The sequence below is a fragment of the Opitutia bacterium ISCC 52 genome (assembly GCA_014529675.2).
Lineage (GTDB): Bacteria > Verrucomicrobiota > Verrucomicrobiia > Opitutales > UBA2995 > UBA2995.
In genome coordinates this window covers 2,418,147-2,435,037 of record CP076040.1, presented here as the reverse complement: position 1 = coordinate 2,435,037, position 16,891 = coordinate 2,418,147, and the positions used below count along the sequence as shown (strand labels likewise).

Below are 16,891 nucleotides of genomic sequence, written 5' to 3'. Positions count from 1 at the left end.
AAAAAAACCGATCTCTTTTCAGGGACCGGTTTTGAAAGTACTATTGAGTATGACTTAAACTTGGCCGAACAGAGTCTTTCCGTCAGAAAGCAAATCCGTTACTGCAACAGCAATACGATCAGCCATAGCTTGTTCACCTGCCTTGAGGTAGGAACGTGGGTCATATACCTTTTTGTTTCCTATCTCACCATCTACTTTAACTACACCATCGTAGTTCTTCAGCATGTGATCTGCGATCGGACGAGTGAATGCATATTGAGTGTCGGTATCGACATTCATTTTAACTACGCCGTAGTCCAGTGTCTCACGAATCTCAGAGAGGAGAGAGCCGGAACCACCGTGAAAGACCAGGTCGAACTCTGCATCTGAACCGTATTTCTCGGTTACAGCGGCTTGACCGTCTTTAAGGATTTGTGGGCGGAGTTTAACAGCGCCTGGTTTGTAGTGTCCATGCACGTTACCGAAAGTAGCTGCAAAGGTGAAACGACCAAGACCGCTCAGCGCTTCATGAACAGCGACCATATCTTCTGGAGTCGTGTAAAGAAGATCATCTGGCATGTCTTCCGTGCCTGCAGCGCCATCTTCTTCTCCACCGACTACACCTGCTTCTACTTCGAGAATGATTTCATTCTCAGCACAAAGCTTCAGGTACTCTTGGGAAATTGCCATATTCTCTTCCAGCGGCAGAATGGAGGCATCGAGCATGTGGTTTTGGAAGAGATTGTTTTCTCCCTTAGCGCGACGCTTTGCAGTCGCTTCAATCAATGGTTTTAGGAAGTCCGCTGCAGCGCCTGGCTGACAGTGGTCGGTGTTCAGAGCGATGAGAACGTCGTACTGCTCAGCAAGAGCATGCGCTGCTTCGGCTAGAACGATCGTTCCGTAAGCGGAATTCTTGTTGTTGAGACCAGAGGCAAATTGACCAGCGCCGGTAGAGAATTGGATGATACCATCCGATTTTGTGTCGGCGAAGGCCTTCATGGCCGCGTTCAAAGTGATAATGGAAGTACAGTTAATCGCTGGGTATGCGTAGCTGCCTTCTTGGGCGGCATCCAGCATGGCTGCGAATTGTTTAGGTGTAGCTATGGGCATGAGTTAACCTATTCTTTGAGTTCTAATTGGTTCTTAACATGAACGTTGTTTGTAAATGTAGCTTTGATTGAAATAGCTTCAAAGGGACAAGAGACTCTTTTTTCAGGCGGAACGAAACAAGATTATTCTTTTGCTTCCGGTTTCTTTTCTGCGGTCTTTTTAGCTGCTTGTTTCTTCTTGGGGGGTCTCGGTGGAAATTCGAATCCGACAGAACCATTCTTTTTTAGAATTAAAAACGCTGCAAAAGGCTTCTTGGTTCTCTTGGAAATAAACTTATCCATTTTGTCAGTCTTACCTTCTGTCAGCAGCTTTTTGACCTGATCAACGGTAATGGGCTGTCCGAGAATCGCCTTACTCATCCGAAAGCCCTTTCCGCTGTTGCCAGCTTCCAATCGTTCGCGGCAGCCGAAGGCATTTTCCGTTTCGAAAACAGGTGTATCGTTTACAGGACAAGTGCCCACAATTGGAAGTTCATCGAAATTGAGAGGTTTGGCATCCTCGCCACCTTCTCCATTGTTATCGAATTGGAATTTCACCTTCCACTCGTCATTGAGTGTTAATGTGGCTTCAAAGGGGCGTCCCGCTTTTGATCGGAAGCCTTCAAGCGGGCCAATCTTTTTCTCCTTCAGAAGAACGTCCAGTTCTTCCAACGCTAGCTTTCTATTGCCGATAACTTTGTAGATCGTAACCAATCCGTCCTTCGATTTGTAGGCACGGAAGTTTTCGAGCATCTTCTCGTTGTCAGTGGGGCTGACGATGTCGATTTCTTTGGAAGTCTCTTCGTCTTCTCCAAAGTTTTTCACCTTGTCGACGATCTCCTTGGTTTGGTCGGCGATGGCTTTCATGAACTCTTCTCTGGAAAGCTCACCTTCTTCGATTTGGTGGAGCCTGTGCTCCCAATCGCCTGTGAGGGTTGGGCTGGTTAAAGCTTCAGCTTTCAGAGCGGCAAGAAAGTTCAACAGGTTCTCGGCCTTACCGGTGGGTATGATCTCTCGGCGATCACGTTCCATGTATTTGAGCGCGTAGAGGTGCTCAATCGTCTGCGCTCGGGTAGCGGGTGTGCCCAGGCCTTTTTCCTTCATGGCCTCAGCCAATTCCTCGTCATCAACCAGTTTACCGGCACCTTCCATTGCGGAAAGCAAGGTGGCTTCCGAATAGCGCGCCGGTGGTTTGGTCGTTTCTTTTTTAAGATCTACAGAAACCACTTTTCCATTCGCTGGATCGCCATCTGCATCACTTAAGGCAGGTAATGTTTCTCCCGCTGCATCTCCTTTACCGTATACGGCTAACCATCCAGGAACTGCCAGAACCTTACCTTCAGTTTTGAAGGTGTGTTCCGCTACGATCGACATACGGGTGGTTACGTCGAATTCAGCAGATGGAAAAAACACGGCGATGAAGCGACGTGTAATCATATCATACAGCTTCGCTTCCTCCGCATTCAGGCTTTTCGCAGGCGCGTTGGTTGGGATGATCGCAAAGTGATCGCTGATCTGCTTATTATTAAAGATACGTTTGTTGGGCTTAACCCAATCGTTCTGCAAAACTTTGCCGGCGTGCTCCTGATATTCGTCACCGAGATTGGCTAGCGTTTCATTGCAGGTACCCAAGTAGTCTTCTGGTAATGCCCGAGAATCTGTTCTCGGATAGGTGACCATCTTGTGCCTTTCGTAGAGAGCTTGAGCCAGTGAGAGGGTTCGGGCCGCTGCGAAACCAAATCGATTATTCGCTTCCCGCTGGAGTGAAGTCAGGTCGTAGAGCCGGGGGGCAATCTGCTTCGAGCGCTTTTTCTTTTCCTGGATTTCAGCGCTAGGGGCTTGTTTGACTGCTTCTACAACTTGCTCAGCCGTTTCTGCGTCCCAGATGCGATCGATCTTGTCTTGGTCGTCATCACCTTTTTTCCATTCAGGCTTTTGGTAAGCACCTTCGTACTGACCTTCGGCGATCCCAAAGTTTGCAGTGATTCTCCAGTAGTCTCGTGGCTTGAAATTCCGAATTTCCAACTCCCGCTCCATGACAATCGCCAAGGTAGGAGTCTGCACTCGACCTACGGTGGCCACTTGCCCGGCACGGGATCCAAACATACGCTTGGTAATTGCGCGGGTGCCATTGATTCCAATCAGCCAGTCAGATTCACTTCGGCAACGTGCGGCCTCTTGAAGCGGTTGCATCGAGGCTCCATCACGTAGGTTTTGAAAAGCATCTTTAATCGCTCCCTGCGTCATGGAAGAAAGCCACAAGCGTTGAGTCGGCTTTTTCGATTTGGCCAGCTCTACTATATAAGTAAAAATCAACTCACCTTCGCGCCCGGCATCACAGGCATTAATGATGTTATCAACATCCTTGCGAGCTATGAGCTTCTTGAGTTCTTGAAACTTCGCCTTGGTCCGAGTGATGGGTTTGAGGTCAAACTTGTCGGGAACAATGGGAAGACTGCCTAGGCTCCAGAACTTGAGCTTTTTATCGATGTCTTCTGGCATGAATAACTCCACCAAGTGACCGACGGCAGAACTGATGACATACTCATCGTTTTCAAACCAATCGCCTTTTTTAGGCACTTTCCCAAGAGCTGTAGCCAGGTCCCGGGCTACACTGGGTTTCTCCGCGATGATCAGGCTTTTCATGTCTTCTTACTATTGAGCTATTAGAGGTTACCGGTGGCTTCAATGGCTCGGTCTAGCATTCCCAGATATTCTCGGATGCTGTCCTCCGTTTCGTTGCCCATGTTGTTAATTCTAAATGTTTTTCCTTTTATCTTTCCGTAGCCTTGATCCATCTGTGCGTTACAATTTTCACGCAGGTAGGTACTCATAGCTGGTATGTCGAGGGAACCGTCGTTGGCAACACAACTAAGTGAAACAGACGCATAACCTTCTTCGGCAAACAGCTTAAGGCCTTTTTCGTTCAGCCACTTATGGACCATACCATTTAGGTCTCTATGGCGCTGGTAGCGATTCTCCAAACCTTCGGCGTTAATTTGTGCCAGTTGCTGTTTAAGAGCATAGATATGAGAGATTACCGGAGTACTTGGGGTCATGCCTTTATCATGATTCTTCTTAAATTCGTGGAAATCAAAGTAGTAGCCACGGTCATCCAGCTCTTTGGCCCGATCCAGTGCCCGCTCGCTTACGGATAGAAGTGCCATGCCAGGAGGGAGAGCCAGGGCTTTTTGTGAACCTGTCAGGATGACATCGACGCCCAATTCATCCTTTTCGATGGGAAAAACTGTAAATGAGCTAACCGTGTCGACGATGGATATGACGTCTGGAAATTCCCTGAGCACTTCCATGATCTCCTCGAGTGGATTCATGGTTCCGGTAGACGTTTCGTTGTGAATCAGAGTGATGGCATCAAACTCACCGGTGGACAATTCTCTCCGGATATCTTCCGGTTTGATGGCTACTCCCCAGTCATATTGGAGTGCCTTGGCGTGTTTCCCGCAGCGTTTGCTTACGTCGAACCATTTGTCTGAGAACGCGCCGGACATGCAGTTTAGAACGCCTTTCTTGACCACATTTCGCAGTGAACCTTCCATGACTCCCCAGGCGCTACTGGTACTGATGAATACCGGATCTTCTGTATATAATAGCTTCTGCAAGTCGGGTTGAATCGACTGATAGAGCTCTACGAACTCTGGGCTTCGGTGCCCGATCATGGGCGTGCCCATGGCTTTAAGGGTTTCCTCGGACACCTCGACTGGTCCTGGAATATATAGTCTAAAACTCACTTTGGTTCGGTTTTGGGTTCAACCGGCAGTTGTCTCTGCAGGAAATTTGGGACAGAAAAATTACTTAAAAAGGGTAGTCGGCAATGCTTCGTCAATCTCGGATTGCTGCCCTGGCTGAAAAATCTCTCTTTTTGCGGAAATGAGGCTCAGAATGCTTCTACAACTCCAATCTGGGGGAAATCCGATTTAGATCTTGAGATTTTCTGGCATCAGCAAAGCCTGATTTTTCCCATTAACCATTCTTTAACTGCTTCCGGTTTACCTTTATGCTGAAACGCTTGACCACGCGTGTGAATCAATCTTTGGAACGCTTTGCGCTGTTCGCCGAAGATGTGATCATGGATCGACGCACGGGCCGGGACGTAGCGTTGTTCGCAGCATTTCTTCGAGCCTGGTCTTATATATTTTCTGGCGCCGTGCAGTTGCGGCTCTGGCTATACGAGAAGCGCATCTTCCGAACTCGGCACCTGGGGTGTCTGGTGGTCGTAGTGGGCAATTTAACGGTGGGTGGAACCGGTAAAACTCCAGTGGTCGAGAAATTCGCGCGTTCTTTGGCTGCGAAAGGTCGGAAAGTGGCCATTTTAAGCCGAGGTTATAAAAGTAAGAAAGTTCCTCTCTACAAGCGGTTGTTCAGGCAACTGACTCACAAAGGTGATCCTCCTCCGAAAGTAGTTTCTGACGGAGAGAGAGTCCTCCTGGACTCAGAGGAAGCTGGTGATGAGCCCTTTATGCTGGCGAGTAATCTGCCTGGAGTAATGGTCTTCGTAGACAAGAATCGAGTGAATGCCGGTTCCTATGCGATTCGCAAATACGGAGTCGACACCCTTATTCTAGATGATGGATTTCAATATCTGCCTCTCAAAGGACGCTTGAATCTCTTGCTTGTCGATAAAACCAATCCATTTGGCAACCGCCGAATGCTTCCCCGTGGGATACTTCGAGAGCCTGTGAAGCACCTCAAGCGGGCATCCTATGTATTTATCACCAAATCCGATGGGATATCAGATCCGGTCCTGGAAGATACCATTCGGCAGCACAACCCCGAGGCCGACATTATTGAGTGTGCCCACCGTCCTCAGTATTTGCAGCATCTGGATACAGGTGAAAAAAGGCCACTCAGTGACTTGGAGGGAAAGCGAATTGGGGCCTTCAGCGCGATTGCTGACCATTTTAGTTTTGAGCGATTTCTTCGGGAATTTGGGGCGAACGTTCTTTATTCTAGAAGGTTTCTCGATCACCATCGGTTTACTGACTCCGAGCTAAAGCATCTCTTTGATCAGGCTGGGAAAGAGAAACTGGATTTCATGGTGACGACTGAGAAAGATGCCGTTCGCATCTCCAAGGATTTTCCTAAAACCATTCCTTTATATTATCTGCGATTAGAAATTGATATACTGTCCGGAGACAAAGATTTCGAAAAGGCGGTTGATCGCATCTGCTTTCCAGAAAACAAAACTGAACTTCCTTTTCAGGCCAATGGTGATGGAAACGCTTAGTAAGAAAAAGTTAAACTGCTCTAATCCAACCTTTTGGTTGCACTATCCCCGAACAATCATTCAAAAAGAGTCCTTTTAGATGGCTACCATACCCAATCCCTCCAAAACACAGGATCTGGAGATTAAAGATGCTCAACTCATCTTCAACTCTGTCTGGCAACAACTGGAACTTCAGCACGGTCGCGAAAATCTCCGTTTTCCCAAGGAGTTGATCTGGCTAAATGGAGCACCTGGATCTGGAAAAGGAACTCAAACTCAGTTCATCATGAACTTTAGAGACCTTACGGATGGTCCGGTTGTGGTGAGTGATCTGCTGACGAGCTCAGAGGCTCAGCAGATGAAAGATGCAGGCAATATGGTTGGCGATGCAGAGGTTTTAACTCTCGTCTTCAATGAGTTGCTTAAACCTCGCTACGAAAGCGGAACGGTCGTGGACGGCTTTCCCAGAACCAAAGTACAAGTTGAGTGTTTGAAATTGCTCTACCAAAAGCTTCGTGGGTTACGGGCTCAGTTTTATCATACCGATCTTCAGGAATTTTTCCCAAAGTCCATTTTTCATATCACGGTTCTGTTTGTGGACGAACGCGAGAGTGTCGCCCGGCAAATTCGTCGAGGACGCCAAACGCGGGAGCACAACGAGAAGGTTAGGGCATCAGGAGTAGGGAAACTGAAGGAAGAACGTCTTACAGACTTTGATGAGAACACAGCCCGGCGACGTTACCGGACATTTAAAGAAGGTACCTACGAGGCTTTCAAAGATTTACGGCAGATCTTTCACTACCATTATATCAATGCGCATGGTTCGATTGAAGAAGTTAAGGAGCGCATAGTTGGGGAAATGCGCTACCAGAGTTCACTAGAACTCGATGAACGAACCTTCGACCGCTTACGGAGCATCCCTATCTCTGAAGAAATCGTGCGACATGCTCGTCAGGATCTGGTGAAACGCTTGGATGACTATGCTGAGCATCATGAAGAGCTATTCGCCGGCATGTGTGAACATATCAATGAGAAATTCATGCCGATCATCATTCGCCATGCCATCTCGGGTATGGCTTTGATCAATTCAGAAGATCCACGTTTTCACGATCCACTAGCTCTGCAAATCCTCTTAGATATTTTCTCAGAGCGGGGTTATCATACCTCAATTGATATTAAGAAGAAAAATATCCCAGCGAAAGTAAACCTTGAGACAGGGGAAATCGAATTGCTCAAGAAACGCATTTATTCCTTCCGGGTGCGCTTCGAGGGGAGCGAGATTCGTCGAGGCTAGATTATTTCATCACAGATTATTCATTTATGGATTCAAGGTATTTTGATTTGGCGAATGTCCTTACTGGTCATTCTACGATTGTAAAAGCAGGCGATAAGGTGCTTATTGAAGCCTTTGATGTGCCCGATAATATGGTGATCGCACTCATACGCACAGTTCGCGAACGAGGTGGTATTCCTTTCGCTTCCAACTATCACGCGTCGGTTACCCGAGAGCTGTTGATGGGAGCCAGTGACGAACAATATGCCTATGACTCAGATATCAAACTTAAGCAAATGCAGGGTATTGATGTCTATATCGCATTGCGAGGCGCGCATAACATTTTCGAAACCTCCGATGTGCCTGGTGAACGTATGCAGACAGCCATGACTAATTATCGGCCCGTCCAGGATTATCGGGTACAAAAGACGCGTTGGGTGGTTCTTCGGTGGCCAACTTCTGCGATGGCACAGCAAGCGCAAATGAGCACGGAAGCCTTCGAGGACTTCTATTTCCGCGTTTGTACCATGGATTACGGTCGTATGACAGAGGGTATGGAAGCTCTCAAGGAGCTCATGGAAAGCACGGATAAAGTTGAGATCAAAGGGGAGGGGACCGACCTTCGTTTTTCAATTAAGGATATCGGGGCTGTTACTTGTGGAGGGCTTCGTAATATCCCTGATGGAGAAGTCTTTTCGTGCCCGATTAAAAATAGTGTGGAGGGTGTTATTCAGTTTAATGCACCTACTGTCTATCAAGGTTCATCTTTTGATAATATCCGTCTTGTCTTTGAGCAAGGGAAGGTAGTTGAAGCTACAGGCTCCGATACACGTCGATTGAATGAGATTCTCGATACGGATGCCGGGTCTCGGTTTATCGGAGAATTTGCAATTGGATTTAATCCCTACATTACGCACGCCATGCGTGATATTCTCTTTGATGAAAAAATCGCCGGTTCATTTCATTTTACTCCTGGTCAGGCTTACCAAGAGGCAAACAATGGGAATCGTTCGCAGGTGCACTGGGATATGGTCTGTATTCAAACCCCTGAGTTCGGTGGAGGTGAAATTTACTTTGATGGAGAGTTAATTCGCAAAGACGGATTGTTCCTCTCAGAGAGCTTACAAAAGCTCAACCCCGACTATCTAATGGGGAATTCCTAGAGGAGTATGAGTCGTGCAAAAGTAGAGCCTTGGATTTCTGAATTTATTCAGTCACTTCCTAAAACGGAGACGCACTTGCATATCGAAGGGGCGGTACCCTGGGAATTGCTTCAGAAGACATTCCCAGGAGAATTTGATTATACTCCTGAAGCATGGGCGGCAGATTTTCGTTACCACAACTTCACTCAATTCGAGGACGAAATCCTGAGTTATGCAGGGCATTATTACACCTCTCCTGAACGATATCATGAATCCGCCAAGCACGTATTTCAGAGACACCTGGATCAAAACGTCCGTTACGTTGAAACGAGTTTTCATTTAGGTATTGTTGAAGCCCTTGGTGCCACGGGTCCTGACATTTTAGATGCCATCAAATCCGCTGTTCCTGAAGGATTGGAAGTCAGAGTATTTTTGGGGATGCTTCGGGATCATTACCGCGATGATATGGCGAAATTACTGGATGCTGTTCATACCTGGGAGGGATTGGATGGGATTGATATGCACGGGCACGAAACAATCCCTTGGGGGGATTGGACCGAAGACATTTGGAGGAACGTTCAGGAAGCTGGTAAGTGCGCTAAAGCGCATGCCGGTGAATTTGAAGGCCCCGCTGATGTGAATCGGGCTCTTGATCTCACAAAAAGCCAACGTATCCAGCATGGAATTGGTGCCATTCAGGATGAATCTACGTTTCAGCGCCTCCTGGAAGAAGAGGTGGTCCTCGATATGTGTCCGGTGTCCAATGTTAAGCTCAAATCCGTTCTCGACGTAAAAAAGCATCCTATTCGCGAGTTTTTTGATGCTGGTGCAAAGGTTACTGTTAGTACTGACGATCCCACTGTATTTGGAAATGACTTGGTTCACGAATTCGATCTTTTGATGACTCATCTGGATTTCACAAAACAGGAAGTTATGCAGGTTGTTCGGAACGGTTTTGATGCTGCCCTCGTTGATGACCAGACTCGGAGAGTGTGGTTGGATGAGTTGGCTGCCATAGAAAGCCAGCTCTAGCATCGGCGATTATGTCTCAAGTCTTGGAAGTAGAAATTGGAGTAGGGAAGATCCGTGCTGATAAGTGGTTGAGTAATCAATTGGTTGATACGACTCGAAGCCATGTTCAGCGAGCTTTTGAAGAAGGAATGGTGAAAGTAAACGGGGTAGTTGCGAGCAAATCGACGAAGCTTCTTGAAGGTGATTCTGTTGAATTTGAACTACCGGAGGAAAAGACCTTCGACCTTACGCCTGTCGACTTGTCATTGAATATTCTATTTGAGGATGAACATCTTCTAGCTATGAACAAACCAGCAGGCCTTGTCGTGCACCCTGGAGCAGGGACGAAAGGTCTCACTTTAGTAAATGGCTTGCTTCATCATTGTAAGGGAAATCTGAGTCAGTTGGGTGGTCCTGAACGTCAAGGAATCGTTCACCGTCTTGATCGTGGTACTTCGGGTGTCATGGTTGTGGCAAAGACGGATAAAGCTTACGAGGCCCTGGTAGGAGCCTTCTCAAGAAGAGAAGTCATTAAGGAATACCTTGCTCTTGTTGCAGGTATCCCCGACCGACTGTCTGGTACGATTAAAAAGCCGATTGGCCGCAATCCCACGCATAGGCACAAAATGACTATTCGAGAAGATGGAAAACCTGCTCATACGGACTGGGAGTTTCTGGGTTCAAGTGAGAACGGCATTTCCCTTATTCGCTGCCATCTTCATACGGGCCGCACTCATCAAATTCGTGTCCATCTTTCTGATTTCGGTTTTCCTATTCTCGGTGATGAAGTTTATGGGTATCGTCCAAATCGGATGAAATTGGCGGGTCCCGTAGAAAGAGTTTTACTGCACGCTCATAAGTTAGAACTTACACATCCCATCTCGGCAGAGCGTTTGAAATTTGATACGGATCTTCCCGAGGCCTTTCAAGTTCAGTTTCCGTATTGGAAGTCATCTATTGATTCCCAAGCCTAGTGGCTAGTATTAACCTAACCTGATGTTAGGGAGCAAAAGATACAACGACTCTAAAGAATTTAGCTTTGGTAAAATTGGGCAGAAAAAATGGTTAGGGAACACTGACCAGGTCAATTGTTCCGTTGGTGTCCAGATAGGTTGGAATTTCCGCGCTATCGTACCAAGTGGTCAAATCGCTGCTGAATTGAACCTTATACTCCAAGTCTTGATTGTCCCAATCGATCAGCCTTCCGAATACCGCACGAAAATCTACTCCGGTTGATATAGATGCGGGGTAAACGACTGGCAGGTCTGGGGTGGTCAGTCCAAGCCCGACCAATTCAAGTCCACTAGTGTTAGCGTCATTTGGGTTTAGTCCATAAGCCCATTCCTGAAGGTTGCTTATAAGGTCTGCATCTGGATCCGCTGAGAAGCCAATGACTTATTGACTGGTTGCGTCCAGGTAGAAAGAGGCCATCCAATCGTAATAATCCTCGTAGGTTTCACAGAGTCCTCGGGCAAGTATATCTGCTGTGGTTGGATTGGCAATATTACCGGATATGAAACTGTTTCCATCAATGCTACCTGTATCGTAAAGTGGATACAGTCCACAGAAGCTGGCAAGAGCAGCGTTATTTTCAATGATGAAGTCTCCCCCGACATAGTTGAGTGCACTTAATCCGTCCAGGTCGACGATGGGATCAGATTCGTCGTCGTCATCCAGGATGGTAAGATTTCCATTCACAGCGCCCGTCCCGTGGGTGACTGAAAAATTATCAACCTCGGTCTGTGTTTTAAAATAGCTTCCTTTGGAGATGGTGAAATTGTCTCTAGTACTGGAATTTGTGCCTACGTAGTAGACGTCCATGGTGTAGCGATTTGCTTTAATGTAGAGTGAGCCAAGCAGTTTTAAGTTAACAAGGTGGACCGGGTGAGGCGCGGGATTTACAAGCGCATTTGATCCATTATCCCATGCCCTCAGGCTACATTGTGAGTATCTACTAGTATGAAGTGTTTGAGCAGTTTTCAAAAAGCTATGGACCAGCAAGGTCCAAGACTTTGCTGGTTAACGTCCAATTAACTGGGTATGGAGAAGTTTCTTGAGCGGCTATGCCGAGGATGGAGAATCTCCACTACCTTTTCGCTTGAAATGGATGATCAAAGCCCAGGCCGCAAGTAGGGCCAGGAGCACAAAAGCTATACTTTTGATTGAGATACCTGTGCCCGGAATCATCGCCTTGTCATTCAGGAGCGAAATGGTGGCGCCTGTGAGAGCCAAAAGTACTGCGATACCCATCATGATATTCCACCAGATCCTGGATGTTCCTTGAGGCATAGCTTCTCCAAGAAGCTTCTTGTTGTTCATCAGGAAGAAGAAGGCGATGTAAGCGATCGGTAGAAGAACCATGCCGAATCGACTGGTTGGAACGGCCAGGTAAAACTGCGCCTTGCCACTCCAGAGGAAGAGAGCACCGAGTGCACCGGCGATTCCCGCCAGTAGGCAACCAATGAAGTAGAGTTTCCCTTTGGTGGGCTTACCTGCCAGTTCGCAGATCACAAAACCATTGATGAGCATCAGAATGATAATGGTAGAGATAGCCATGCCAACTACACCGATGCCAAAGACGATTTGGGCGATCCCTGGACCAGCCAGGTTTTCCAACGAGTTGGCCAGGGCGAAAGCATCACGTTGAATAAGTGTTGCGGCCAAAAGACGATCGGCTTCGGGTAGAGCCCCCATAATGGAAGCTGTTGCGTCTCCACCTCCTGTGGCTGAAAGCATGCTCGAAAGATTGCCTTCATAGGCTGCTTGAAGTTTGGGTGATACTTCAACGGTGCTTCCACTGTGAACCTCAATTAATCCTGGCTCAGGATTAGCGTGAAACTGAGAAGCTGCTGCAATGACCACACAACTGGTGGCTAGCAGGAAAGGTATGAATAGTGCGGTTGCCAGGTCGAAACGAGCCAATCCGCGGAAATCTTTGTCCCAGCCTCGTTTGAGCAGTGAGTAGGGAAGCAGGAAGGTCATGTTGATACCTACCGCGGTTGCGGCAGCAGCCACCATGCGGTCACGTTGTTGTGAGACCAGTAGGTCGGACCAATATTCTGGAGCCGAAGACGCTGCTACTAATGGGCTTAAGGATGAAGCAGGCTCAAACAGCATGCTTGGCTTAGGTATAAATCCAGCGAAGATTCTTCCCCAAGGCAGGCCTTGGTCACTGAACGTCAGAGCAAATACAACAAGAAAGAAACTAAGGACCACAATCCCCACCATGATTTTCAGTGCATAGTCGAAGATTTTATAACCTTTAGCGCTGGCATCGTAGAGCCACACAACAAATACCCCAATCACGAACAAGATGATGGCGCAGATGTATTCCCCTCCATCGCCGGAGAAAAGTCCGAGATTTTGCCGCATGGCAGCCGTTCCCAGAGAGAACTGTGGCATGGCCCAAACCATATTGGCCATGAGTGTAGCCACAGCCCATCCGTAACCCAAAACTGGGTTCACGTGGTTATTTAAAGCAGCCAGTGGGCGTTCGCCGGTCGAAAGAGATACATAGGCGATGGCACTCAACATCACGATGCCGAATATCATCATCAAGGGTTGCAACCACATCAGTTCATAGCCACCGATGATACCCAGGTATAAACTACCGGCCAAAGAGCCTCCTCCCAGGGTGATCGCACTCTGCAGCCAACCAGGGCCTGAGAGCTTCATGTAAGTTTTTACTGATGCGCCTTTGCCTTCTTTGGCGGCCGAGACAAGCATCTCCCTTTGTTTTTCGATGATGGGGTCAGGCATATGATTGATTGAGTTTCAGTAGGAAACTGTGAATACAGCAAAATTGCAGCTCCGATGAAAGCTTTAATCGAACGATTCAGGCCGAATCTGCCACTAGCCTTTCTTATTTGCGTTTAACATTTTAGCGCTGTGGAGGTCAGCTTCGAGTTCAGATTGCTGACCCTTGTCTCCCGTTTTCTCCATCCACTTAAGGAGCTCAGCACGCAGCTGGTTCTTTGCCGCTGCATATTCGGGGACCTCGGCTAGATTGCGCCATTCGTTAGGATCTTGATCGATATTGTAAAGCTCTTCACTGGGGCGGAAGTGGTAACGGTGTACTTTTTCGGCTGCATCAGGATCGGTTTTGGCTGCTCGCTTCCAGGAGTTAAAGACGGTGCTTTCCCCCCATTTGGTGTCCTCGCGAATCGTGACCACGTTCTCATACTGAACCTCTGGCGTAAAATTCCAGATGTATTTGAATTGCTGTGACCGAATGGACCTTATACCAAAATACTCGGGTGCATTGATGATTCCTCGGGTGGTTGCTTGTGAAAATACGTAGTCTTTGTGCTCAGTGGTCTGCTGTTTGAGCAAAGGGATCAGGCTCTTCCCGTCCAGAATGGATGCAGGTTTCCCGCCAGCAGCTTCTACGAATGTCGGAACGACATCTGAATATTCAATAAGTGCATCGCAGGTGGTTCCTGGATCAACCATGCCCGGCCATCTCACTATGAATCCTGTGTGAAGACCCGCATCGTAGAGGGTCCACTTTGCAAAAGGTAAGCTTGATCCTTGCTCGGTGGTTGCGATGAACATCGTGTTATCCGACAAGCCGTATTCGTCCAGGAGGCTTAGTGCTTGCCCGACTTGATCATCGAAATAAGTAATCTCCGCCAGGTAGCGGGTCATGGCATCTCGTGTTTCTGGCGTATCAACAAAGGTGTAGGGGAGATCAATGGTTTTCGCATCGTAGCGACTGGCGTCTCCTTTATCCCAGGGGGCATGGGGCTCGTTTGATGTAAGGAACAAGCAGAAGGGTGTGTCACTTGATTCACACTCCTTGATGAAGTTTTCAACTGCATCGAAGTCCGGGTTGTTGCCTTTGCTGAGATATTCGAATGGGAAAACGGATTCTGGTTTGATGTGCGTCTTTCCACTCAGAGCCACTCGGTAGCCTAAGGGTTTCAGGTATTGAACGATGCTGTTTGTTCCTGGAGCAGCAAAGGTGTGGTTCGGGTAGGCACCCGTTTTGAACGGGTATTGTCCGGTGTAGATATTATGGCGGGTAGGAGAACAAGTGGGTGACGATTGAAAGCATTGGGTAAATCGCATACCCTGATTCGCCAAGGCGTCCATATGGGGTGTATAGGCCTGACCACCATAACAGCCGACATCAAAGTGGCTGGCATCATCCGCAATAATGAAGACGAAGTTGGGTTTCGCTGCCTTTGTACTGCAACAGATGGCAAAGATGAGAGATAGAAGGAGGAATCTTGAGTAGTTCATTCTAGAGAAGAATGTATGAATCTGAAGTATGCTTAATAGAATCTCAATGGTTTTATGCTATGCAAACAATTGTAGAATGGGAGGGCAAGAGCGTCCTCGCTCTGTCGCAGCGTACGCCCCGGGAAACGGCAGAGCGAGGACGCTCTTGCCCTAACTTGGTTAGATTCTCCATAGTAAAAGATTCTGTTACCTATATTATGATTCCTTGGGTCCTGTATCATTTACACAATAGAGCTTGATGCCCAAATCTCCTCAATGGATAATCTCTGGTATGCGCTTCACCGCTCCAGTAACCAAATTAAATCATTATTTACCTGGGTTAGCTTTGGCCACTTTTCTGATTTTGCTTACTGGAGTTACCTTGGCACATGAGCACTCTCCCGTAACGCACAGCTTTAACGAGATTGCAGAACCGGATGGGCTAAAACTCTTCATCGACATTCTGGATAGAAACACTGGTCGTCCAACGCCAGCTCGTTTCAGCATTCAAGTGGATGGTGAACCCCACTTTCCTGGCTGGGTCGGCGACAACGGCATCTCTTTTACTTCGATTCATCTGAGAAGTAATCATCGCTCAACCATGCAGTTCTCAAAAGGTCTGGGTCCGGTCGCGGTCAGTCTGCCTGCCGGAACCAAGGAAGTAACGGTGTCGGTTGCCAAAGGGTTTGAATACTTCGCTGAGTCCGTATCGGTAGCGGTAAGCGGTCAGGAAACGAATGCTTCTATTGAGCTCGAGCGGTGGGTGAACCTCAAAGCAGACGGTTGGATCGCCATTGATGAGCATTTGCATTTCGATCGTTTGACTGCTGAGGACGACGAAAAATGGTTCTCCATGTTTGAAGCCGATGGGCTTGAGACAGGGCACTTCATGGTTCTCAAGGGCGGGATGACACCCGGTGTCTGGTCGAGTCAGTTTGCTTATGGTTCAGCAGGCGAGGGGACGGATGGTGATCACATGTTGATTCCCGGGCAGGAGTACCGTGATAACCAACAAGGTCATATCAACCTGCTTGGTCTGGATGAGGTTATTCTGCCTTATTCTACGGGAGGATTGGGAACGCCAGCGGTGAATGAAAACTATCCTCCATTGTATGACGTGCTCGAAGAAGCGCGGAATCGAAACGGGTTTGCCGGAGTAGCGCATGGCGGAACTTTGGGCCGGCATTCGGTTTCATTGGCCGATGCCATTATGGGAGCAGTCGACTTCTGGGAAGTAAGCAACGGATTTATTTACGATACTGAGAACTGGTACCGACTCATGAACTGTGGCATCTTTCTTCCCATGGCGGCCGGGACTGACTTGCCGAACTCACCATACAGGGACGATTGGCAACCTATGTTCGGAGCAATTCGCACTTACGTGAATACGGGAGGTGACTTGAGTTTTGACGGATTTAAAGAAGCCATGAGGGCAGGACGATCATTCATATCGGGAGGACCGATGATCGACTTTCAGGTTGAAGGCCAAAGTATGGGAGGAACGCTTTACTTACCTGAAGGTGGAGGAACGGTTACTGTTCGGGCAGCCCTGCACTCGCCCTTACGCTTGCGCAAATTAATGATTGTTAAGGATGGTGAGGACTTGGCCGCCAATGTGAGGAAACGTAAGATTGACGGTGTCAATCGTTGGTCGATTGAGACGGATATCGAAATTACGGAAAGTGGGTGGATTTCAGCCTGGGGGCAAGGGGCGGCAATTGAAGCTCAGGGTTTCGATGCCATGGCTCATGCTGGAGTTATTCGAGTGATTGTAGGGGATCAACCAGTACACTCGGCTGAAGATGCTGAGATCATGGTTCGCTCATTTGAGGCGCTTGCCGACTTTTATCAAAGCTCCGGGGTTTATCAGTCGAATGAGGATCGAGAGAGAGCGGTCGGCTTATTTCAGCAAGCGATTCGGAAACTGCGACCTCAAATAGATTAGTGCTTA

At 47.9% G+C, this 16,891-nt stretch carries 12 protein-coding genes; 6 read left to right on the top strand and 6 right to left on the bottom strand.

Features of this window, described 5'->3' with window-relative positions:
* Positions 1–54 precede the first annotated feature (54 nt).
* The 3 genes from fbaA to GA003_10300 all read right to left on the bottom strand — a co-directional run bounded on the left by fbaA (position 55) and on the right by GA003_10300 (position 4,756).
* On the bottom strand, positions 55–1,089 hold the full coding sequence (gene fbaA, locus GA003_10310; GenBank protein ID QXD26450.1) for a class II fructose-bisphosphate aldolase: 1,035 nt from the start codon (positions 1,087–1,089) through the stop codon (positions 55–57).
* Between the two features lie 122 nt (positions 1,090–1,211).
* Entirely contained in the window at positions 1,212–3,713 is a 2,502-nt protein-coding gene (locus GA003_10305) for a DNA topoisomerase III (protein QXD26449.1), read from the bottom strand.
* Between the two features lie 20 nt (positions 3,714–3,733).
* Positions 3,734–4,756 (bottom strand): alanine--glyoxylate aminotransferase family protein, encoded by a 1,023-nt coding sequence (locus tag GA003_10300; GenBank protein QXD30402.1) that lies wholly within the window; start codon positions 4,754–4,756, stop codon positions 3,734–3,736.
* 326 nt (positions 4,757–5,082) lie between these two features.
* On the opposite strand from GA003_10300, the gene lpxK reads away from it, so the two are divergent.
* The 5 genes from lpxK to GA003_10275 all read left to right on the top strand — a co-directional run bounded on the left by lpxK (position 5,083) and on the right by GA003_10275 (position 10,691).
* Positions 5,083–6,312, top strand: a complete 1,230-nt coding sequence (gene lpxK / locus GA003_10295; protein ID QXD26448.1) for a tetraacyldisaccharide 4'-kinase — start codon at positions 5,083–5,085, stop codon at positions 6,310–6,312.
* Between the two features lie 79 nt (positions 6,313–6,391).
* Positions 6,392–7,585, top strand: coding sequence for a nucleoside monophosphate kinase (locus GA003_10290; protein ID QXD26447.1), 1,194 nt, complete (start codon positions 6,392–6,394; stop codon positions 7,583–7,585).
* Between the two features lie 26 nt (positions 7,586–7,611).
* Complete coding sequence (locus tag GA003_10285) at positions 7,612–8,727, top strand: aminopeptidase (protein QXD26446.1); 1,116 nt, start codon at positions 7,612–7,614, stop codon at positions 8,725–8,727.
* 6 nt (positions 8,728–8,733) lie between these two features.
* The gene (locus GA003_10280; protein ID QXD26445.1) at positions 8,734–9,738 is read left to right on the top strand and encodes an adenosine deaminase; all 1,005 of its coding nucleotides are present in this window, start codon (positions 8,734–8,736) and stop codon (positions 9,736–9,738) included.
* Between the two features lie 11 nt (positions 9,739–9,749).
* Positions 9,750–10,691: an RluA family pseudouridine synthase gene (locus tag GA003_10275; GenBank protein ID QXD26444.1), complete on the top strand. Its 942-nt coding sequence runs from the start codon at positions 9,750–9,752 to the stop codon at positions 10,689–10,691.
* A 421-nt stretch (positions 10,692–11,112) separates the two neighbouring features.
* On the opposite strand, the gene GA003_10270 is transcribed toward GA003_10275, so the two are convergent.
* The 3 genes from GA003_10270 to GA003_10260 all read right to left on the bottom strand — a co-directional run bounded on the left by GA003_10270 (position 11,113) and on the right by GA003_10260 (position 14,961).
* Complete coding sequence (locus tag GA003_10270) at positions 11,113–11,538, bottom strand: hypothetical protein (protein QXD26443.1); 426 nt, start codon at positions 11,536–11,538, stop codon at positions 11,113–11,115.
* Between the two features lie 240 nt (positions 11,539–11,778).
* Positions 11,779–13,476: a divalent metal cation transporter gene (locus tag GA003_10265; protein QXD26442.1), complete on the bottom strand. Its 1,698-nt coding sequence runs from the start codon at positions 13,474–13,476 to the stop codon at positions 11,779–11,781.
* A gap of 93 nt (positions 13,477–13,569) precedes the next feature.
* The gene (locus GA003_10260; protein ID QXD26441.1) at positions 13,570–14,961 is read right to left on the bottom strand and encodes a sulfatase; all 1,392 of its coding nucleotides are present in this window, start codon (positions 14,959–14,961) and stop codon (positions 13,570–13,572) included.
* A 238-nt stretch (positions 14,962–15,199) separates the two neighbouring features.
* Between GA003_10260 and GA003_10255 the strand changes: the two genes are divergently transcribed.
* Positions 15,200–16,885: a CehA/McbA family metallohydrolase gene (locus GA003_10255; protein ID QXD26440.1), complete on the top strand. Its 1,686-nt coding sequence runs from the start codon at positions 15,200–15,202 to the stop codon at positions 16,883–16,885.
* Positions 16,886–16,891 lie beyond the last annotated feature (6 nt).